Genomic DNA, 19,769 nt, shown 5'->3' with positions numbered 1-19,769 from the left:
CGTCGTGGGGGGCTGAGTGTGCATCTGTTGGGACACGGCAGATACCCGGGTGGGGCCGCGCGCCGGCGGTGTCATGCTGGTATGCATGCCTGAGCTGCGGTCGAGGACTTCCACACACGGTCGGACGATGGCCGGCGCCCGGGCCCTCTGGCGGGCCACCGGGATGACCGACGACGATTTCGGCAAGCCGATCGTCGCCATCGCCAACAGTTTCACCCAGTTCGTGCCTGGTCACGTACACCTCAAGGACATGGGGGGCCTGGTCGCCGACGCGGTCGCCGAGGCCGGCGGGGTGGGCCGGGAGTTCAACACCATCGCTGTCGACGACGGCATCGCGATGGGCCACGGCGGCATGCTCTACTCGCTGCCCAGCCGCGAGCTGATCGCCGACGCGGTCGAGTACATGGTCAACGCGCACTGCGCGGACGCCCTGGTCTGCATCTCCAACTGCGACAAGATCACCCCCGGGATGCTGCTGGCCGCGTTGCGGCTCAACATCCCCACCGTCTTCGTCTCCGGTGGCCCGATGGAGGCCGGCAAGACGATGGCGATCGAGGGCGTCGTGCACAGCAAGATCGACCTGATCGACGCGATGATCGCCTCCTCGAACGAGGCGGTCACCGACGAGCAGCTCGGCGAGATCGAACGTTCCGCCTGCCCGACCTGCGGCTCCTGCTCCGGCATGTTCACCGCCAACTCGATGAACTGCCTCACCGAGGCGATCGGGCTCGCGCTGCCCGGGAACGGTTCCACGCTGGCCACCCACGCCGCCCGCCGGTCACTCTTCGTCGAGGCCGGCCGGACCGTCGTGGAGATCGCCAAGCGGTGGTACGACGGCGACGACGAGTCGGTGCTGCCGCGCACTGTCGCCTCCAAGGCCGCCTTCGAGAACGCGGTCGCCCTGGACGTGGCGATGGGCGGCTCCACCAACACGGTGCTGCACCTGCTCGCCGCCGCCCGCGAGGCGGAGCTGGACTTCGGCGTCGCCGACATCGACGCGATCTCCCGACGGGTGCCGTGCCTGGCCAAGGTCGCGCCCAACTCCCCGCAGTACCACATGGAGGACGTGCACCGGGCCGGCGGCATCCCGGCGATCCTCGGCGAACTCGACCGGGCCGGGCAGCTCAACCGGGACGTGCACGCCGTGCACTCCCCCTCGCTGGCGCAGTGGCTGACCGACTGGGACGTGCGCGGCGGCTCCCCCACCCCGACCGCTGTCGAGCTGTTCCACGCCGCCCCCGGCGGGGTGCGTACCGTCGAGCCGTTCTCCACCACCAACCGCTGGTCGTCGCTGGACACCGACGCGGCCGGCGGCTGCATCCGGGACCGCGAGCACGCGTACTCCGCCGACGGCGGGCTGGCCATCCTGCACGGCAACCTGGCGCCCGAGGGCAGCGTGGTGAAGACGGCCGGCGTGCCGGACGACTGCCTGACCTTCCGGGGCCCGGCGAAGGTCTACGAGTCGCAGGACGACGCGGTGACAGCGATCCTCGCCAAGCAGGTGGTCGCCGGGGACGTGGTGGTGATCCGGTACGAGGGGCCCAAGGGTGGCCCCGGCATGCAGGAGATGCTCTACCCCACCTCGTTCCTCAAGGGACGCGGCCTGGGTCGCTCCTGCGCGCTGCTCACCGACGGCCGTTTCTCCGGTGGCACCTCCGGGCTCTCCATCGGGCACGTCTCCCCCGAGGCGGCCTCCGGCGGGATGATCGCCCTGGTCCGCGACGGCGACGAGATCGTCATCGACATCCCGAGCCGGTCGATCTCCCTCAACGTGCCGGAGGACGAGTTGGAGGCACGCCGGGTGGCCGAGGAGAAGCGCGACAGGCCGTACACGCCGACCGACCGGCAGCGCCCGGTGTCGGCGGCGCTGCGCGCGTACGCCTCGATGGCCACCTCGGCCAGCGACGGCGCCTACCGTCGCGTCCCGGAGTAACCGACCGCCAGCCCGACAACCCTCAGTCCATCGGGGCGTCGCGCGGGTCGGGAACATCGTCGAGGAGGCGTACGCCGTCGTCGTGGCGGTGCACGCGTCGGTGCGGCCAACCGCCTCCGGCAGTCGCCACTGCCGGTCCAGCCACAGCGACGGCAGGTCGGCCTCGTCCACCACCGCGGCGACGGTGGTCGGTCGACAAAGGCGGTGCCTCGAATAGACGGGGTGGGCTAGCGTGTCGACGGTCTACTGGGGATCGCCCCAGATTCCTACGGGGGAAGGTCGGTACGTGTCAGTTTGGAAGAAGCCCACGCTGGTGGCGGTCTCGGCGCTCAGCGCGTTCGCGATCTCCGCCTGCGGCGTGACGTCCGGCGAGTCCGAGGCGCCGAAGCAGCCCACCGTCCTGCAACTGCTGGCCAGTGATCTCAAGGGATCCCTGCAGAAGGCCGTCGACACCACCAACAAGACCGACTCGGTGACCGTGACGATGACGGGCACGATGGGCGGCGAGAAGATCTCGATGCGGGGTGTCCTGGACCTGGGTGACCCGCTCAAGGCCGACATGACGATGACCGACGCGAAGGGAACCACGACCACCGTCCGGATGATCGGTGCCGTGGTCTTCACCGAGATTCCGGAGGAGGGCCGCGCGCGTACGGGTGGGAAGCGCTGGATGAAGATGGACCTGTCGGGTCTGGGCGAGCTGACGGGCACGGGCTTCACCAAGCAGTTCGAGAACGCCGACCCGGTCAAGCAGGTCAAGACGCTGCTCGCCATCGAGGGCACGACGGTCGTGGGGCAGGAGACGGTGAGCGGGGTGCCAACTGTGCACTACACCGTCACCACTCCGGTGGCGACCTACCTCGCCCAGATCGACGCCGCGCGTCGGGACGTCACCGAGCAGGCGCTGGCCGCGCAGGGCGTCAAGGAACTGAAGATCGACCTGTGGGTCGACGAGCAGTACCGGCCGCGCCGGGCCGGCCTGGCGATGGGCGCGATGGGCGACATGGTGATCGACTACACCGACTACGACAAGGCGGTGACCATCGAGTCGCCGCCGCCAGCGGAGACCGCCGACTTCGCCGAGATGCTCAAGGGTCTGCAGGACCTGACCACGACCTGATCGGATCTTGGAGCACTGCCTGACTGGCATGACCGACACGGGATCAGTGATATCGGGGTAACGCGTGGACGCGGATACCGCGTGTTCAAGGATCCCGTGTCGATCATGGCTGGGGTCAGTCAGGAATCACCAGGTCAGGACGGCGCCCACGGTCCGCTGACGAACCGGCCGTCGCCGACGAACGGACTGACGTTGGGCAGGCACCCGCCCAGGTCGATGGTCTGGGTCATCATGACCGGGCCCGGCTCGCCCAGAGCGCCGCACTTCATGTGGGCGAAGCCGAGGAAGTGGCCGAACTCGTGATTGATCACGCCCGCGTGGTACTCCTCGATGGTGACCGGGTACCCCGGTGAGCCCTGGAGCCACCGCCGCAGATTGATCATGATGGTCTTGCCGTACTTACAGGAGTAGACCCCCTCGGTGTCGACGCCGCTCGCGCCGCAGAGCCGGTCCACCGTCCGGGGTGTCGCGAGCCGCACGTCGACGTCGGCCTTCGAGGTGCCGACCCGCTGGAAGGACCACGATGCCCGGCTCAGGTTCACGGCTTTGTTGGTGACCGGGTGCTGCGCCGAGGTGGCCCACCCGTTCGGTGCCGCCAACACCTGCTCGATGCTCTCGGCGAACCGGTCCGGTTTCCAGGCGGGGATGTCACCCCAGGCGATGCCCTTCTCCACCGAGACGCTGTAGCGCACCCGCTTCTTGCCGCTGCCGATCACGCGACCGGTGCCGGCGGCCCTGGTGAAGGTGCCGGCGGCTCTGGTGGGAATCTCCTCGTCGGTCGGGATCTCCGGGGTCGGGCTGGAGACGGGACTCTGCTCCGCGCTGCCGGCAGCCGGGCCGGAACGTGGGACTTCGGCCTGCCCGGAAGCCCGCGCCGACAGGCCACACGCAGCGGTCGCCAGCACCATCGCCAACGAGATCGGTACGAGCATCCGTCCGCTGATCCGCACGGTGAGAACCTCCAGAGTCGATCACGGTCAGGTGAGGAACGCTGGAAGGCTAGGTGACCAGGAGTAAGGAAAACGTCAGGACGATCGGCGTCGACAGCCCGCGGTGCGGTAGCGGACGAGCGAGGTCAGTTGGCCGCCACGACGTGGTCGATCACCAGGTGGGCGGCACCGGTGATGCCGACGTCCTGGCTGGCCGCGACCCGCTCGATGAGCAGGGTCTGGGTGGCCAACGGCAGGCACCGCTCGTAGAGGGTGGCGCGCATGCTGGCCAGCAGCGGTTCGCAGTCGGCGAGTCGGCCGCCGATGGCGACCACCTGCGGGTTGAAGAAGTTGACCACGACGGCCAGGATCTCGCCGATGGCCCGGCCGGCCTGCCGGGCGAGCGCTGTCGCGTGCCGGTCGCCGTCGTCGATCAGGCGGATCACACCGGTCAGGTCGGAGACCGTCACGCCCTGCTCGCGTAGCGCGGTGACCAGGGCCGCGCCGCTGGCCACGGCCTCCAGGCAACCGGCGTTGCCGCAGCTGCACAGCGGCGCGGGATCGGCCACCACCCGGCAGTGGCTGATGTCGCCGGCCGACCCCTGCGCGCCCCGGTGCAGCCGTCCACTGGAGATGACACCGGAGCCGATCCCGGTGCCGGCCTTGATGTAGACGGCATGGTCCAGTTCGGAGTGTGCGGTGCGGTGCGCGCCGAGCGCCATCAGATTGGCGTCGTTGTCCACGATGATCGGCACGTCGACCCGGCCGGCGCAGAACGCGGCGACGTCGAAGCCGTTCCAGCCGGGCATCCGGGACGGGCTGACGATCCGGCCGGTGGCGTGCTGCACCGGGCCGGGAATGCCGATGCCGAGACCTCGCAGAGCGCCCGGGTCGCCGTCCGCCGTCGAGGCTGACGACACGGGACCGGCGGACGTCGGGTCACCGGGCGAGGCGGCCAACGCCGCGACCTCGGCCAGCAGCGAACCGAGCACCTGCTCCGGGCCCTCCTCGATGCGGACCGGCAGGGTGCGTGCCTGGACCACCCGCCCGGAGAGGTCCAGCGTGCCGACGCGCGCGTGGTGCGCGCCGAGGTCGATGGCGCCGACCACGGCGCCGCCGGTGGGCACGGCGAGCTGGCGCGGCCGGCGTCCGCCTCGGGACCGCCCGGCGCCGGTCTCCTCCAACAACCCCTGGTTGATCAATGCCTCGACCCGCTGGGAGACCGTCGACGGAGACAGCCCGGAGAGCCGGGACAGGTCGGCACGACTGACTGCCGCTCCGGTGGCCACCCAGCGCAGCAGCTCCCGAGGGCCGCCCCGGAGGGCTTCGCGTGGCGCGTCGTCAATCGTCACGTCAGGTTCTTAGCATCCACAGTTTGTTCAAGCAACTGGTTGACTTAGTTTCCTGGCTACCTTTAGATGGCGCTGTTGGTTCGATATGAAGCCGACTTGATTCGGTAGTCGAAGAAAGTGGGGCCGTCTGGTGGCACCGGGGACGACGGGTGCGGACCGACCGATGGTGTCGGTACGCGGCCTGCACAAGTGGTTCGGCCCGCTGCACGTGCTCAAGGACATCGACCTCACGGTGGCCGCCGGCGAGGTGGTCGTCGTGGTGGGGCCGTCCGGCTCCGGCAAGTCGACCCTGTGCCGCTGCCTCAACCGGCTGGAGACGGCCGGGCAGGGCAGCATCGAGATCGACGGTGAACCGCTGCCGGCCGAGGGTCGGGCGCTGGCCCGGTTGCGCGCCGACGTCGGCATGGTCTTCCAGTCCTTCAACCTCTTCGGGCACAAGACGGTGCTGGACAACGTCACCCTCGGCCCCACCCGGGTCCGCAGGATCGCCCGTCCCGAGGCGCGGCAGCAGGCCATGGCCCTGCTGGAACGCGTCGGGATCGCCGACAAGGCGAACCACCACCCGGCCCAACTCTCCGGTGGGCAGCAGCAGCGGGCCGCGATCGCCCGGGCGCTGGCCATGCAACCGAAGGTGCTGCTCTTCGACGAGCCGACCTCGGCCCTGGACCCGGAGATGGTCAACGAGGTGCTCGACGTGATGGTCTCCCTCGCCAAGGAGGGGATGACCATGATCGTGGTCACCCACGAGATGGGCTTCGCCCGTCGCGCCGCCGACCGGGTCGTCTTCATGGACGACGGCCGCATCGTCGAATCCGGCGCCCCCGACGAATTCTTCGCAGCTCCGCGCACCGAGCGGGCCCGCGACTTCCTTTCCAAGATCCTCCAGCACTAGCCCCCAACGGGAGGGTGTCATGTCAATCCTCAAGAAGAGCTTCACCCGGCGGCGCTCGCTCGCCCTCACCGCGACCGCCGTGGCGGTGGCCCTCGTCGCCACCGGCTGCGGCGGTGACGGCGACAGCAGCGCCCCGAAGCTGCCCGGCGACGCCGGCCTCGGTGGCGACGGCGTGGTCGCCCAGTCCGTGTACGACGCCGCTCCGGTCGCCAGCGACGCGGACATCCCGGCCGGCTCGACCATGGACGCGATCCGCAAGCGCGGCTACCTGAACATCGGCGGTTCCCTGGACGCGCCGCTGCTCGCCCAGCAGAACCCGGTCAGCGGCACCATCGAGGGCTTCGACGCCGACATGGCGAAGCTGCTGGCGAAGTACATCATCGGCAAGCCCGAGGTGAAGACGACGACCATCGGCACCCAGACCCGCGAGGCCATGCTTCAGGCCAAGTCGGTCGACGCCGTCTTCCAGACGTACACGATCACCCCGCAACGGGCCACCCAGGTCGCCTTCGCCGGGCCGTACCTCACCTCCGGCCTCGCCGTCGGGGTTCGCAAGGACGACACCTCCATCAAGAGCGTCAAGGACCTCGCCGGCAAGACCGTGATCGTCGGGGCGAACACCCCCGCCGTCACCGCGCTGCCCTCCGCCGCGCCCGGCTCGAAGCAGATCGCCTTCGGCACCGACCCGCAGGCGCTGCAGGCCCTGCTGCAGAAGCGCGGCGACGCGTACGTGCAGGACTTCACGCTGCTCGCATCGGGTGCCAAGGCCAACCCGGGGATGAAGGTGGTGGGCGAGCCCTTCACCACCGAGGCGTACGGCATCGGCCTCAACCGGGAGGACACGCAGTTCAAGGAGTTCGTCAACAACTGGCTGAAGAAGATCCAGGCCGACGGCACGTGGGCGAAGGTCTGGGAGGGCACCCTCGGCTCGGTGGTCGAGGGCGGGGCACCCACCCCGCCGGCCCTCGGTTCCGTCGACGGCTCCTGAGCAGTCTCTCGTACCGATGGAAGCCCTCACCGCCCACCTGAGCCAGCTGGGCCACGGCTTGGTCACGACGGTCGAACTGACCGTCGTGACCACCGTCGGCGCGATGCTGCTGGGCATCGTCGTGGCCACCCTGCGGATCGCCCCCGTGCCGCTGCTGCGCGCCATCGGCACCGCGTACGTCGAGGTGTTCCAGAACCTGCCGCTGCTGGCGCTGCTGGTGCTCTTCGTGTTCGCGCTGCCGACCATCGGCATCACGTTCCCGCTGTTCACCTCCGCCGCGATCGTCATCGCGGTGTACGAGGGGGCGTACCTGGCCGAGGCGATCCGCGCCGGGATCAACACCGTCGGTGTGGGCCAGGCCGAGGCGGCCCGTGCCATCGGGCTCACCTTCGGCCAGTCCCTACGGCACGTGATCCTGCCGCAGGGACTCCGGGCGGTGATCCAGCCGATCGGCAACATCTGCATCGCGCTGCTCATGAACACCTCGCTGGCCGCCGCCGTCGGCGTGGTCGAGCTGACCCAGGCGGCCAACAACGTGAACCTGGTCGAGGCCCAACCGATCGCCGTCTTCACCGGCGCCGGCCTCGCCTACATGCTGCTGGCGCTGATCATCGGTCAGGTCACCGGCCTGCTCGAACGAAGGCTGGCGATCGTCCGATGAACAAGACCCAACAGATCCTCTTCGACGAACCCGGCCCCCGCGCCCAACGGCGGATCCGGATCGCCACCGTGCTGGGCGCCGTCGGGCTGGCCGGCGCCCTGGCCGCGGCCGTCTACCAGTTCGCCAGCCACGGCGAACTGGCCGCCGACCGGTGGGAGCCGTTCACCACCTGGCCGATCTGGCGGTACCTGCTCAACGGCCTGTGGGCGACGCTGCGCGCCGCCGCCGCGACCGCGGTGCTCAGCGCCGCGCTCGGGCTGATCCTGGCGCTCGGCCGGCTGTCGACGCACCGACCGCTGCGCTGGCTGGCCGGGGCGTACGTGGAGATCTTCCGGACCGTACCCACCCTGCTGCTGATCTACGTGACGCTGTTCGCGCTGCCGCAGTACGGCCTGAACTTCCCGCTGTTCTGGAAGCTCGTGGTGCCGTTGGTGGTATCCAACTCGGCGGCGTTCGCCGAGATCTTCCGGTCCGGCATCCTGGCGCTGGACCGGGGACAGACCGAGGCCGGCCTCGCGGTCGGGCTACGCCGCGGGCAGGTGATGGCGCTGGTCGTCCTGCCACAGGCGTTGCTCCAGCTCGCCCCGTCCCTGGTCAGCCAACTGGTCGGGCTGCTCAAGGACACCTCGCTCGGCTTCGTGGTCAGCTACACCGAGCTGCTCTACAGCGGGCAGGTGCTCGCCTCGTACACCCATTTGCTGATCCAGACGTTCCTGGTGGTGGCGCTGATCTACCTCGTGGTCAACGCCTCGCTGTCGAAGTTCGCCCGCGTACTCCAGGCCCGCAACGGCCGCTTCGGCGGCCGACGCGGACGGCGGACCGCTGAGCTGCCCCCGCCACTTCTCGAAGGGAACACTCCCCGGTGACCATCTTCCGCTACGCCGAACTGGCCCGGGTCGTGCGCAACGGCTTCGTCGAGAGCCGGCACTACGGCAGCGTCGTCGTGCTCGCCCCGGACGGGACAGTCGCCCTCGCCGCCGGCGTACCCGACGAGCCGGTCCTCCCCCGCTCCACCCTCAAGCCGGTGCAGGCGCTGGCCTGCCGGGTCGCGGCGGGCGACGAGCTGACCGGCCCGGCGCTGGCGCTCGCCGCCGGCAGCCACACCGGCGACGACCGGCACGTCGAGGTGGTCCGGGCGATGCTGGCCGGTGCCGGCCTGACCGAGGACGCGCTCGGCTGCCCGCAGGACTGGCCGGAGGACGAACCAACCCGGGACCGGCTGATCCGCGCCGGCGGGCAGCGCGAGCGGATCCGGATGAACTGCTCCGGCAAGCACGCCGCGATGCTCGTCGCCGCCGTCGCCCGGTCCTGGAGCACGCACGACTACCTCGACCCGGACCACCCGATCCAGCGGGAGACCGCCGCCACCGTCGCCCGGCTCGCTGGCACGCCGATCGCGCACCACGCTGTCGACGGCTGCGGCGCACCGCTGTTCGGGCTGCCGCTGACCGGCCTGGCCCGCACCTTCCAGGCCCTGGTCACCGCACCCACCGGCAGTGACGAGGCGCTGGTCGCGCAGGCCATGCGCCAACACCCGGAGTACGTCGGCGGCTGGCACGGCCACCCCAACACCGACCTGATGCGGGCGCTGCCCGGCGTCCTCGCCAAGGGCGGAGCCGAGGGTGTGCTCGGGGTGGCCGCACCGGACGGTCACGCCGTCGCGGTGAAGGTGGTCGACGGATCACCCCGCGCCACCACCGCGATCGCCCTCGCCGCCCTCGACGCCGTTGGCGTACCGGTGGGCGGGGCCGACGCGCTGCGCCAGGTGCCGGTGCTCGGCGGCGGCGCACCGGTCGGCGCCGTCACGGCCCTCATCGACTGGACCACCGCACCGTCTCGGACCGAAGCGGCACCGCCACGCACGGAAAAGGAAGAATCATGAGCACATTCGAGATCTGCATCGACAGCGTCGAGGGGGCGGTCGCCGCTGAGGAGGCCGGCGCCGACCGGGTGGAGCTGTGCTCCGCGCTCTTCGACGGCGGGCTGACCCCCAGCCTGGGCACCATCGAGACGACACTGCGCGCCGTCAACCGGATCCGGGTACACGTGATCGTCCGGCCGCGGGCCGGCGACTTCATCTACTCGCCGTTCGAGATCGAGGCGATGGAGCGGGACGTGCGGGCCGCGGTGGCGGCCGGCGCGCACGGCATCGTGATCGGTGCGTTGACCGCCGACGGTGACGTCGACGTGCCGACCACCCGCCGGCTGATCGCCGCCGCGGGCGACGTCAGCATCACCTTCCACCGGGCGTTCGACATGACCCGCGACCCGCACGCGGCGCTGGAGCAGCTGATCGAGCTGGGCGTGCACCGGGTGCTCACCTCGGGCCAGGAAGTCAGCGTGCTGGAGGGTGCCCCGCTCATCGCCGACCTGGTGCGCCGCGCCGCCGGCCGGATCATCGTCATGCCGGGCGGTGGCATCACCCCACGCAACATCGCCCGGATCGTCGAGGCGACCGGCGCCGACGAGTACCACTTCGCGGCCCTGGTCAGCTCGGACAGCCCGGCCGTGCACCGCAACCCGGCCCCGCTGATGGGCGGCAGCCTGAACCGGCCCGAGTACGAGCGCTCGGGCACCTCCGGCGCGCTGGTCGGCCAGGTGCTCGCCGCAGCCCGCGCCTGACCGCCTACTGCTACTGACGAGCGGTGGTCCCGGGGGACGTTCAAGTCCCTCCGTGACCACCGCTCGCGCCGTGGTGGAGCCGGTCATTCGGGCTACACCGGTCACCCGGTGGCGAGGTTGATGGCGACGCCGACCGGAATGGACGCCGCCAGCCCTGCGACCAGCCACCACAGCTGCTCCCGCCTGGCCTTTCGCTGTGCCGACTGGAGCCCGCCCTGGATCTGGCTCAGGGTGTTCGCCACCATCGTCAGGTCCTTGGCACGACCGGCCTGCTCGCTGGTGAGGGAACGCCGCAGCACGGAGCGGCGAACCCGGCTCGTCGTCGACAACGTCAGCTGATGCCGACGAACCCGACGCGACGCGAAGACCGTCGACCCCGGGTCCCCGAAGTCGTCGCCGGTGCCGCCATCGTCCGGATCCTCCTCGGCCTCGGGCCCGCGGAAGTAGCCGATCGGGAACAGGCGTGACCACAGCCGCGTCCAGCGGTCCTTCCACCAGAGACCACCGCCAGCGCCGAGCAGAACGAGGTTCACGACGATCGCGCCGATCGCCCACCTGCCGGTGACGAAGAAGCCGACGGCACCGACGGGGACAGCCGCCAGGATGAGTGCCTTCGCCGCCGCGGTGCCGCTGATCCCCTGCATGCCCGCCATTGAACCGGCCCCGCCCGGCCGACAGGGGCCCTGTTATCCGGAAGGCGACAGCAAGGTCCTCGCGGGACAGTTCATCGTCCGACCGGAAAGTGCGCCAGGCACAGAGCGGACGGCGACCTGCCTCAGTAGCCCAACAGGGCGATGAGCAGCGAGGACACCGCGGCGACCAGGAGCACCCCACCGGTGCCGAGGCCGACGACCGCGCTCACCGCCACGGCGCGAGCCCGGGCCACCGGCACCGCCGCGACCGCCACCACGGTGACGAGCGCGGCGACCAGATGAATCAACGGGTAGTCGATCAACGCCGCAACCGGGAAGAGGTGCACGCCCACGACGAGGGCGATCCATGGGGCGACCAGCTCATTACGCCGCAGCAGAGCGAGCAGCCCGGCACCGACCGCAGCGACGCCGAACTCGATGCCGACGACGATGCCGAAGGTTGGGCTGGTGTCGGCGTCGAATGCCGTACCGTCCGACCAGTGACGCCAGGCGAACAGAGCCCCGGCGGCCGCCGTGAGCAGGGAAAGAACCGACCCGGCGATGAGCACCCGCCGCCACCGCTTCGGGGGCGCCTCCTGCGCCCAACCGAACCAGCTGGTGGCGAAAAAGGCGAAGACGAACGCCGTCGCCGCCGCGTCCCGGACATGTTCAGTGATCATTGGCTCCCCGCGATACCGCTGGTTCGACGTCGGACTTCGCCGTTGACAGCGGCGCTGTCACCGCCGGGCCACGACGCGGTAATCCTGTCCTGACCGGTGTGCTCGATGACAGGGCGGGGTTGCAGTCGCTCACGCTCGGCCCTCTATCCGTGTAGCTCGCGGCCGTGTCGTCGGGCGCCGCCGCCTCGGTGCCGATGCCCCGCTACGTCCGGGCAGCCCGGCGGTGTTCCCGTGGGCTGACGCCGCGGATGCGTTTGAAGGCCGTGCTCAGGGCGAAGGAGCTGCCGTAGCCGACGTGGCGGGCGACGGCGCCGACGGTGGCGCCGGGCTCGCGGAGCAGGTCGGCTGCCAGGGCCAGCCGCCACTCGGTGAGGTAGGACATGGGCGATTCGCCGACGAGCGCGGTGAATCGGCGGGCCAGCGCCGCCCGGGAGACCCCGGTCTCGGCTGCCAGCGACGCGACGGTCCAGGGTTGGGCCGGCTTGTTGTGGAGCATTTGCAGGGCCCGGCCAACGATGGGATCGCTGTGCGCTTTGTACCAGCCGGGGGCATTGGCCGCCGGTCGCGCGAACCATTCACGTAGCGCGGCGATGAGCAGCAGGTCGAGCAGCCGGTCGAGGACCGCTTCCTGGCCGGGATCGTCCTTGACGATCTCGGTGGCCAGTAGCGGTACCAACGGGGAGTCCCAGGAGTCGCCCGGGACGACCAGTAGCGGCGGCAGTGCGCTCAGGAGCCGCTGACTGACCTCGCCCCGCATCGTGTAGGTGCCGGTGAGCAGCGTTGTCGGGCCGTCCGGGTTGTTGCCCCAGGTGCGTACGCCCAGCTCCATCATCCCGGGCAGTTCCTGCCCGTCGGGGGTGGTGCAGATCTGGCCTGGGTGAATGACGACCTGCGGCGCCGTGGCCGGCTCGTCGGCGACGGCGTACGGGTCGGGGCCACGAATGATCGCCAGGTCGCCTGGACTGAGCTGTACGGACGCACCCTCGTCGGGAACGACCCAGGCGTCCCCCTGGACCATGGCCACCAGGGTGAGCGGCGCCTGGTCTTCGATCCGTATCGACCAGGGCGGGGTCAGGACCGAGCGGAGGAGGAACGCTCCCCGGGCTCTGGGTCCGTCGAGGAGACTGACGACTGCGTCCATGTAGACGATTACACACAGAATCGCGCGCCTTGGCTATCCACAGTCTCACACCGCTGCGTTTCAATTATCGCTATGACGAACGAACAAGAGCGGAACACGATCCTGGTACTCGGCGGGACCGGCAAGACTGGCCGCCGCATCGTGAAGCGGCTCCAGGAGAGCGCAGTGCCCGTTCGGGCGGGTTCCCGCTCCGCTGCGCAGCCCTTCGACTGGGCTGACCAGGCGACCTGGACGCCGGTGCTGCAGGGCGTCGGAACGGTGTTTGTGTCCTACTACCCGGACCTGGCGGTGCCGGGCGCACCCGAGACGGTCGGCGCGTTCACTGAACTGGCGGTGGCGTCCGGGGTCTCCCGGCTGGTGCTGCTGTCCGGCCGGGGTGAAAAGGAAGCACAAGCCAGCGAAAGGCTCATCCAGTCCGCCGGGGTCGAGTGGACGATCCTGCGATCCAGTTGGTTCAGCCAGAATTTCAGCGAGGACTATCTGCTGGAGCCGGTGCTGGGCGGCGAGATCGTCCTCCCGGTCGGGAACGTGCCCGAGCCGTTCGTGGACGCCGACGACATCGCCGAGGTGGCTGTGGCCGCCCTGACCGAGGACGGGCACGCGGGGCAGATCTACGAGCTGACCGGCCCCCGGCTGCTCACCTTCGCCGAGGCGATCGCCGGGATTTCCACAGCGACGGGCCGGCGGATCGAATTCGTTCAGGTGTCTCCCGACGACTATGCCGAGGCGCTCACCGCGGAGGGCACGCCTTCCGGGGTCGTGGAGCTGCTGCTGTACCTGTTCACGACCGTGCTGGACGGGCGCAACGCCCATCTGGACGACGGGGTTCAGCGCGCCCTGGGCCGGCCGCCCCGCGACTTCGCCGACTACGCCACCGCCACCGCCGCCACCGGCATCTGGGACAGAGGGTAGGACACCAGTTGGGTCACCTGGAACATCGTCCGCTCGCTGGCCAACACGAACGCCGTCACGGCCGCGTCTCGGACACGTCGGTAATCATTGGCTTTCCGGGATACCGCTGGTTCGACGTCGGACTTCGCCGTTGACGGCGGCGCTGTCACCACCGGCTACGACCTTCGGTCGGCCCCCAGCGGAAAGCGCGACCGCGCGGGCGTACCGGATGGCGGCAGGGGTGTCCGGGAAGAGCAGTTCCTCGCGGCGCAGGTCGTCAGCGACTCCGAGGGTGGCGAGGACCTGGTCGTGGGCGGGGGTGATGCCGGAGAGCAGGACGGTGATCCCGCGTCCGCGTAGCCGCCGGATCGCATCGCCGAGGACGTGCGCGCCGGTGGCGTCCATCGTGGTCACCCGGGACATTCGCAGGATGACGACGCGGACGTCGGTGACCTCCGAGAGTTCGAGCAGGAAGGTGTGGGCGGCGGCGAAGAAGAGCGGCCCGTCCAGCCGGTACGCGACGATGTGTTCGCTGAGCAGCGCGTGCTCCTCGGCGCTGTGTTCCCCCGGGTCGAGGGGCACCTGTTCCAGCCGGGCGCTGCGGGCGACCGCGCGCAGGGCGAGCACCACGGCGACGCCGACGCCGACCGCGACGGCGGTGACGAGGTCCCAGATCACGGTGACGGCGAAGGTGAGCACCAGCACGACCGCGTCGCCCCGGGTGGCCCGGGCCAGCGCCCACAGCGAGCCGGCCTCCACCATGCGGACGGTGGTGGCGAGCAGCACCCCGGCCAGGGCGGCGAGCGGGATCCGGCCGACCAGCGGCGCGGCGGCCAGCACGATCGCCGCGAGGGCGACGGCGTGGGTGAGGGCCGCCAACTTCGAGGCCGCCCCGGCGCGGACGTTGACCGCTGTCCGGGCGATGGCGGCGGTCGCGGGAATGCCGCCGAAGACGGGGGCGGCGAGGTTGGCCAGCCCCTGACCGAACAGCTCCCGGTCCGGGTCATGCCGCTCACCGACGGTCATGCCGTCAGCGACGGTGGCGGAGAGCAGGCTCTCCAGGGCGGCGAGCGCGGCGACGGCGAGGGCGCTGGGCAGCAGCACACCGAGCGCGGCGAGGTCGAGGAAGCCGAGCGAAGGCGCTGGGAGGCCCTGCGGCAGCGCGCCGATCCGGGCCAGGTCGACCGGGAGGACCTCGGCGAGGACGGTGGCGGCCCCCACGCCGAGCAGGGAGAACGGCAGGCCGGGTCGCCACCGCGCTCCGAGCAGCATCAGCGCCGCGACGGCGAGGGCCACCGCGAGCGCGGCCGGCCGCGGATGGACGACGAACCGGGCGACCGCGTCGAAGGCGACGGCCCAGACCTTCTCCCCGTGCGCGTCGCTGACGCCGAGTGCGGCAGGAACCTGTTGCAGCGCGATGACCACGGCGATGCCGGCGGTGAAACCCTCCAGCACGGGGGTGGGCAGGTAGCGGACGTAGCGGCCCAGACGGGCCACGGCGAGCGCGATCAGCACCAGGCCGGCCATCGCCCCGACCATCAGCACGCCGGTGGCTCCGAACTGCTGCACCACTGGCACCAGCACCACTGTCATCGCCCCGGTCGGCCCGGAGACCTGGAGGTTGGAGCCGCCGAAGACGGCGGCCACCGCGCCGGCGACCACGGCGGTGATCAACCCGGCCTGGGCGCCCAGCCCGGAGGTGACGCCGAACGCCAGGGCCAGCGGCAGTGCCACCACCGCCACGGTGAGGCCGGCCAGCAGGTCCCGGCGTGGTGAGCGGTGGACCGCCGCCCAGTCGGCCCGGTCGGGTAGCAGCCCGAGGAGCCGCGCTCGGGCCACCGGGATGACGCGGCTCACCGGTCCGCGCCGGTGGCGCGCAGCTCCCCGAGGAGGCCGTCCCGGTCGGTGAGGACCGCGCCGAGGATCCGGCGCCCGGCGGCCAGCAGGTCGGCCACGTCCGGGGTGCTGAGCGCGTACACGACGAGGGGACCGTCGCGGTGTGAGGTGACCATCCCGGCGCGGCGAAGGACGGCGAGTTGTTGGGAGAGGTTGGAGGCCTCGACCTCGATCACGGCGAGCAGGTCACGGACCGGCTTCGGGCCGTCCTGGAGCAGTTCGAGGACCCGGATGCGCACCGGGTGCCCGAGGGTGCGGAAGAGTTCCGCCTTCGCCTGGTACAGCGGGACCGACATGAGCACCTCTCCCGATCGATGCGAAGACTTTAGCACTTGAAGAAGTCTTCAATCGTTCGGTGTGCGGTGACGAGCGTCCCTCCGCGTCGTCGGCGTCAGGCAGTCCGTCCGATGTCGTTGACGCAGCGCAGCACTGGTCGGGTGGTCAGCGCCCGGTCGTCCAGCAGGGCCCCGGCGCGCACGGTGAAGGTGGCCGACTCGCCCGGCAGCAGGGTGACCAGGGCCTTGTCCACGGTGGCGGTGCTGTCCAGCCGGTCCGGGAAGAGGGTCAGGTCGCGCAGCACCGTGCGGGCGGTGACCCGGACCCGCTGCCCGCCGCCGATCGGCTCGACCGTCGCGTCCCAGGCCGCCGCCGGCCAGTCCACGTCCCGGTCCTCGGCGAAGAACCACAGCGCGCGCTCCGCGGTGCCACCGGCCTCCGCGACCAGCAACTCCCGACGGCCCTCGTCCGGCCGCGCCAGCTCCGCCGGCAGCGCCAGCGCCACCGAGGAGTACGCCGGGACGTCGAGGTCGACCGAGGTCTTCGCCCTCGGCTCCCCGGTGAGCGTGCACCGGGTGACCGCGGCGGATGCCGTCCAGGCCTCGGCGGTTTCGTTGACGGCGACCACTGCCAGGCCGCCGTCCCGGGGCTGCACGGTGAGGAGCCGGTCGGCGTACGCGTGTCGCAGCGCATACCACAGGGGTTTGCGACGGCCGTCGCCGTCGACGGCCGACCAGGAGGTGACCGGCCAGCAGTCGTTGAGCTGCCAGACGATGGTGCCGGCGCAGACGTTCCGGTGGGAGCGGAAGTGCTCCACGCCGAGCTGGATGGCTCGGGCCTGGTTGAGCTGCGTCAGGTAGTGCCAGTCGTCGAAGTCCGCCGGGGCGGGCAGGTGCGCGTCGAGGCCCCGCTGGAGTTTGGCGTCACCGTCGGCCGCCTTCTGATGGTGCGCCATGCCCGGTGAGTCGTGCGCCAGGGGTTCGTCGCTCAGCGCCCGGCGCAGCGTGGCGTACGCCGGTGGGGCCTGGTAGCCGAACTCGGCGACGAAGCGCGGCACGTACTCCCGGTACCTGGTGTAGTCGTCGGTGTTCCACACGTCCCAGATGTGGGTGGTGCCGTGCGCCGGGTCGTTGGGGTGGATCGCCTCGGTGCCCGACCAGGGGCTGCCCGGCCAGTACGGGCGGGTCGGGTCCAGCTCGCCGACGATCCGGGGCAGCACGTCGAGGTAGTAGCCACGCCCCCAGGTGCGCCCGGCGAGGTCCTGCTGCCAGTCCCAGTCGTGCCAGCCCCAGATGTTCTCGTTGTTGCCGGTCCAGAGCACCAGCGACGGGTACGGCGCGAGCCGGGTCACCTGCTCGGCGGCCTCGGCGGCCACCTCGCTGCCGAACGGTTCCTCCTCCGGGTACGCGGCGCAGGCGAACAGGAAGTCCTGCTGGACGAGGAGGCCGCGCTCGTCGGCGAGGTCGTAGAAGTCGGCGGACTCGTACCGGCCGCCGCCCCAGACCCGCAGCAGGTTGACGTTGGCGGCGACCGCCTGGTCGAACCGCTCGGCGAGCCGGGCCCGGGTGATCCGGGTGGGGAACGCGTCGTCCGGGATCCAGTTGACCCCGCGCACGAAGACCGGGACGTCGTTCACCGACAACGAGAACGGGGTGCCGTGCTCGTCGGGTGTGGTGTCCAGGCGGACCGAGCGGAAGCCGATCCGGTGCGACCAGCTGTCCAGCAGGTCGCCGTCCGGCGCGTGCAGTGTCACATCGATCGGGTGACGCGCCTGCTCGCCGTACCCCCGGGGCCACCACAGCGCGGGCTCGCGAACGGTGAGGGTCAGCACGGCCGTGCGCTGCCCGGCCGGGACGACCACCTCGGCGTGTGCGCCGGCCACGGCGGCGCGGACGGTCAGCGGGACGTCCGCGACCCGCTCGACCTCGACGTGCACCTCGACGCGGCCGTCGCGACCGTCCATGGTGACGAGGGGACGGACGGTGGCCAGCCGGGCGGTCGACCAGGCGTGCAGGCTGATCTCCTGCCAGATGCCGGCGGTGACCAGTGTCGGCCCCCAGTCCCAGCCGAAGTTGCAGGCCATCTTGCGGATGAAGTGGAACGGCTCCGGGTAGGCGTTCGGGCGTTCGCCGAGCCGTTCCTGGTGTGCCTCGGCATAGCGGTACGCGGAGTCGAACGTGACGACCAGGTCGTTGTCACCGTCGCGCAGCAGCGGTCGGACGTCGAACCGGTAGCCGCGGTGCATGTTCGCGGTGCGGCCGACCTCGACGCCGTTGAGGGTGAGCGTGGCGACGGTGTCCAGGCCGGCGCAGACCAGGTCGACGCGGTCGTCGTCGCCCGCCCGGTGGACGATCGTGGACCGGTAGACCCAGTCGGTGCGCCCGATCCAGGCCAGCGTCCGCTCGTTGTCGTCGAGGTAGGGGTCTTCGATCAGCCCGGCGGCGAGCAGGTCGGTGTGCACGCAGCCCGGCACGGTCGCCGGCACGGACCGGTCTGCGACCTCCTCGGGCACCTGTGCTCCGGGGGCCGCTCGCACTGTCCAACCGTCGTAGAGTGCCTGTCGGCGCAAGACCTCACCGCACCTTCCGCATCGAAAGACGTTTACTGAACCGGATAAGCTAGGCAACCGTACGTTTCGGCCCCGCACGTGTCAACGGCCGTTGACGCCCGCGGCAGCACGTCGCGGCAGCACGTCGCGGCAGCACTCTCGCAGCAGCAAAGGAGCACGCCGGTGAAGCGGCCGACCATTGCCGACGTCGCCCAACGCGCCGGGGTGTCCAAGGGTGCCGTGTCGTACGCGCTGAACGGGCAGCCCGGCGTCTCCGAGGCCACCCGGCAGCGCATCCTGGCCATCGCCACGGAGATCGGGTTCAGCCGGAGCAGCGCGGCCCGCGCCCTCTCGGCCGCCACCGCCGGCGCGATCGGCCTGGCCCTGTGCCGACCGGCCCGGACACTCGGCGTCGAGCCGTTCTTCATGGCGCTGATCAGCGGCGTCGAAGCCGAACTCTCCGCCCGCTCGTACGCGCTGACCCTGCAGGTGGTGGCCGACCACGACGCCGAGATCGCGGTCTACCGCCGTTGGTGGGGCGAACGACGGGTGGACGGGGTGCTCGTCTGCGACCTGCGCACCGACGACCGTCGCATCCCCGCACTCGAACAGCTGCACCTGCCGGCGGTGGTGATCGGCGGCCCCGGCGGCACCGGCGAGCTGGCGAGTGTCTGGTCCGACGACGCCGCCGCGCTGACCGAGACGGTGGAGTACCTGGTCGCGCTCGGGCACCGTCGGATCGCCCGGGTCGCCGGCCTGCCCGACCTGCGGCACACCGAGATCCGCACCGACGCCTTCGCGGCGGTCCGCCAGCGGCTCAACCTGGACGACGCGGTCACCGTGTGGTCCGACTACACCGGCGAGGAGGGCGGGCGGGCCACCCGCCGGCTGCTCAGCTCCGCCCACCGGCCCACTGCGGTCATCTACGACAACGACGTGATGGCCGTCGCCGGGCTCTCCGTCGCCCAGGAGATGGGCCTGACCGTGCCCGGCGACCTGTCCATCGTGGCCTGGGACGACTCACCGCTGTGCCGCCTGGTGCACCCGCCGCTGACCGCGCTGGGCCGGGACATCCCGGCGTACGGGGCCCACGCCGCCCGGCAGCTGCTCGCCGTCGTCGCCGGGCAGCCGGCCGGCCGGGTGCAGGACGAGACGCCCCACCTCACTCCGCGTGGCAGCACCGCACCACCCCGAGCCAGATGAACCGG

General features: G+C 71.0%; 18 protein-coding genes. 10 read left to right on the top strand and 8 right to left on the bottom strand.

Annotated features, from left to right (window positions below; all coding sequences use genetic code 11):
* The first annotated feature begins 85 nt into the window (after positions 1-85).
* Both ilvD and IF22_RS0128255 read left to right on the top strand, forming a co-directional pair.
* Complete coding sequence (ilvD, locus tag IF22_RS0128260; RefSeq protein WP_030337227.1) at positions 86-1,933, top strand: dihydroxy-acid dehydratase; 1,848 nt, start codon at positions 86-88, stop codon at positions 1,931-1,933.
* A gap of 286 nt (positions 1,934-2,219) precedes the next feature.
* Positions 2,220-3,053, top strand: coding sequence for an SCO4651 family lipoprotein (locus tag IF22_RS0128255; RefSeq protein ID WP_030337225.1), 834 nt, complete (start codon positions 2,220-2,222; stop codon positions 3,051-3,053).
* A gap of 134 nt (positions 3,054-3,187) precedes the next feature.
* On the opposite strand, the gene IF22_RS0128250 is transcribed toward IF22_RS0128255, so the two are convergent.
* Both IF22_RS0128250 and IF22_RS0128245 read right to left on the bottom strand, forming a co-directional pair.
* Positions 3,188-4,003 carry a DUF3152 domain-containing protein gene (locus IF22_RS0128250; protein ID WP_156057945.1) on the bottom strand — a complete coding sequence of 272 codons (816 nt, stop codon included), beginning with the start codon at positions 4,001-4,003 and terminating at the stop codon, positions 3,188-3,190.
* Between the two features lie 125 nt (positions 4,004-4,128).
* On the bottom strand, positions 4,129-5,334 hold the full coding sequence (locus tag IF22_RS0128245; protein ID WP_030337221.1) for an ROK family transcriptional regulator: 1,206 nt from the start codon (positions 5,332-5,334) through the stop codon (positions 4,129-4,131).
* Between the two features lie 163 nt (positions 5,335-5,497).
* On the opposite strand from IF22_RS0128245, the gene IF22_RS0128240 reads away from it, so the two are divergent.
* The 6 genes from IF22_RS0128240 to IF22_RS0128215 are packed head-to-tail and all read left to right on the top strand — an operon-like array spanning position 5,498 to position 10,497.
* Entirely contained in the window at positions 5,498-6,226 is a 729-nt protein-coding gene (locus tag IF22_RS0128240; RefSeq protein WP_030337219.1) for an amino acid ABC transporter ATP-binding protein, read from the top strand.
* A gap of 19 nt (positions 6,227-6,245) precedes the next feature.
* Positions 6,246-7,214, top strand: a complete 969-nt coding sequence (locus IF22_RS0128235; protein WP_030337218.1) for a glutamate ABC transporter substrate-binding protein — start codon at positions 6,246-6,248, stop codon at positions 7,212-7,214.
* A 16-nt stretch (positions 7,215-7,230) separates the two neighbouring features.
* The gene (locus IF22_RS0128230; RefSeq protein ID WP_030337216.1) at positions 7,231-7,875 is read left to right on the top strand and encodes an amino acid ABC transporter permease; all 645 of its coding nucleotides are present in this window, start codon (positions 7,231-7,233) and stop codon (positions 7,873-7,875) included.
* Positions 7,872-8,741 carry an amino acid ABC transporter permease gene (locus IF22_RS0128225; RefSeq protein ID WP_051708836.1) on the top strand — a complete coding sequence of 290 codons (870 nt, stop codon included), beginning with the start codon at positions 7,872-7,874 and terminating at the stop codon, positions 8,739-8,741. The genes IF22_RS0128230 and IF22_RS0128225 overlap by 4 nt, the downstream gene beginning before the upstream one ends.
* Positions 8,738-9,757 (top strand): asparaginase, encoded by a 1,020-nt coding sequence (locus IF22_RS0128220; protein WP_081884122.1) that lies wholly within the window; start codon positions 8,738-8,740, stop codon positions 9,755-9,757. The genes IF22_RS0128225 and IF22_RS0128220 overlap by 4 nt, the downstream gene beginning before the upstream one ends.
* Positions 9,754-10,497 (top strand): copper homeostasis protein CutC, encoded by a 744-nt coding sequence (locus tag IF22_RS0128215; protein WP_030337209.1) that lies wholly within the window; start codon positions 9,754-9,756, stop codon positions 10,495-10,497. Before IF22_RS0128220 ends, IF22_RS0128215 begins: the two co-directional genes overlap by 4 nt.
* Positions 10,498-10,598: 101 nt before the next feature.
* Here the strand turns inward: IF22_RS0128215 and IF22_RS0128210 are convergent, their stop codons facing one another.
* The 3 genes from IF22_RS0128210 to IF22_RS0128200 form a co-directional block, all read right to left on the bottom strand.
* A complete protein-coding gene (locus IF22_RS0128210; protein ID WP_156057942.1) occupies positions 10,599-11,141 on the bottom strand; it encodes a hypothetical protein in 543 nt (180 codons plus the stop codon).
* Positions 11,142-11,272: 131 nt separating this feature from the next.
* Positions 11,273-11,809 carry a hypothetical protein gene (locus tag IF22_RS0128205; RefSeq protein WP_030337206.1) on the bottom strand — a complete coding sequence of 179 codons (537 nt, stop codon included), beginning with the start codon at positions 11,807-11,809 and terminating at the stop codon, positions 11,273-11,275.
* Between the two features lie 202 nt (positions 11,810-12,011).
* Complete coding sequence (locus tag IF22_RS0128200) at positions 12,012-12,950, bottom strand: AraC family transcriptional regulator (protein ID WP_030337204.1); 939 nt, start codon at positions 12,948-12,950, stop codon at positions 12,012-12,014.
* Positions 12,951-13,022: 72 nt separating this feature from the next.
* On the opposite strand from IF22_RS0128200, the gene IF22_RS0128195 reads away from it, so the two are divergent.
* On the top strand, positions 13,023-13,862 hold the full coding sequence (locus IF22_RS0128195; RefSeq protein WP_030337202.1) for an NAD(P)H-binding protein: 840 nt from the start codon (positions 13,023-13,025) through the stop codon (positions 13,860-13,862).
* An 84-nt stretch (positions 13,863-13,946) separates the two neighbouring features.
* Here the strand turns inward: IF22_RS0128195 and IF22_RS0128190 are convergent, their stop codons facing one another.
* The 3 genes from IF22_RS0128190 to IF22_RS0128180 form a co-directional block, all read right to left on the bottom strand.
* Positions 13,947-15,698: a SulP family inorganic anion transporter gene (locus IF22_RS0128190; protein ID WP_081884120.1), complete on the bottom strand. Its 1,752-nt coding sequence runs from the start codon at positions 15,696-15,698 to the stop codon at positions 13,947-13,949.
* Complete coding sequence (locus IF22_RS0128185; RefSeq protein WP_030337198.1) at positions 15,695-16,033, bottom strand: ArsR/SmtB family transcription factor; 339 nt, start codon at positions 16,031-16,033, stop codon at positions 15,695-15,697. The genes IF22_RS0128190 and IF22_RS0128185 overlap by 4 nt, the downstream gene beginning before the upstream one ends.
* 95 nt (positions 16,034-16,128) lie before the next feature.
* Positions 16,129-18,582, bottom strand: coding sequence for a glycoside hydrolase family 2 protein (locus IF22_RS0128180; protein WP_030337196.1), 2,454 nt, complete (start codon positions 18,580-18,582; stop codon positions 16,129-16,131).
* 162 nt (positions 18,583-18,744) lie between these two features.
* Here IF22_RS0128180 and IF22_RS0128175 point away from each other — a divergent pair, with 162 nt between their 5' ends.
* Positions 18,745-19,764 carry a LacI family DNA-binding transcriptional regulator gene (locus tag IF22_RS0128175; protein WP_030337195.1) on the top strand — a complete coding sequence of 340 codons (1,020 nt, stop codon included), beginning with the start codon at positions 18,745-18,747 and terminating at the stop codon, positions 19,762-19,764.
* Positions 19,765-19,769 lie beyond the last annotated feature (5 nt).

The organism is Micromonospora parva (assembly GCF_000718515.1).
GTDB classification, from domain to species: Bacteria; Actinomycetota; Actinomycetes; order Mycobacteriales; family Micromonosporaceae; genus Micromonospora; species Micromonospora parva.
Note: the sequence above shows the minus strand (reverse complement) of the source record. Positions and strands in the feature narration are given on the sequence as shown.

Bases quoted from the DNA above. Each gene is read 5' to 3' on its own strand.
- IF22_RS0128185 (WP_030337198.1), bottom strand. From the start codon at position 16,033: ATGTCGGTCCCGCTGTACCAGGCGAAGGCGGAACTCTTCCGCACCCTC.
- IF22_RS0128235 (WP_030337218.1), top strand. From the start codon at position 6,246: ATGTCAATCCTCAAGAAGAGCTTCACCCGGCGGCGCTCGCTCGCCCTC.
- IF22_RS0128205 (WP_030337206.1), bottom strand. From the start codon at position 11,809: ATGATCACTGAACATGTCCGGGACGCGGCGGCGACGGCGTTCGTCTTC.
- IF22_RS0128225 (WP_051708836.1), top strand. From the start codon at position 7,872: ATGAACAAGACCCAACAGATCCTCTTCGACGAACCCGGCCCCCGCGCC.
- ilvD (WP_030337227.1), top strand. From the start codon at position 86: ATGCCTGAGCTGCGGTCGAGGACTTCCACACACGGTCGGACGATGGCC.
- IF22_RS0128200 (WP_030337204.1), bottom strand. From the start codon at position 12,950: ATGGACGCAGTCGTCAGTCTCCTCGACGGACCCAGAGCCCGGGGAGCG.
- IF22_RS0128240 (WP_030337219.1), top strand. From the start codon at position 5,498: ATGGTGTCGGTACGCGGCCTGCACAAGTGGTTCGGCCCGCTGCACGTG.
- IF22_RS0128215 (WP_030337209.1), top strand. From the start codon at position 9,754: ATGAGCACATTCGAGATCTGCATCGACAGCGTCGAGGGGGCGGTCGCC.
- IF22_RS0128210 (WP_156057942.1), bottom strand. From the start codon at position 11,141: ATGCAGGGGATCAGCGGCACCGCGGCGGCGAAGGCACTCATCCTGGCG.
- IF22_RS0128195 (WP_030337202.1), top strand. From the start codon at position 13,023: ATGACGAACGAACAAGAGCGGAACACGATCCTGGTACTCGGCGGGACC.
- IF22_RS0128230 (WP_030337216.1), top strand. From the start codon at position 7,231: ATGGAAGCCCTCACCGCCCACCTGAGCCAGCTGGGCCACGGCTTGGTC.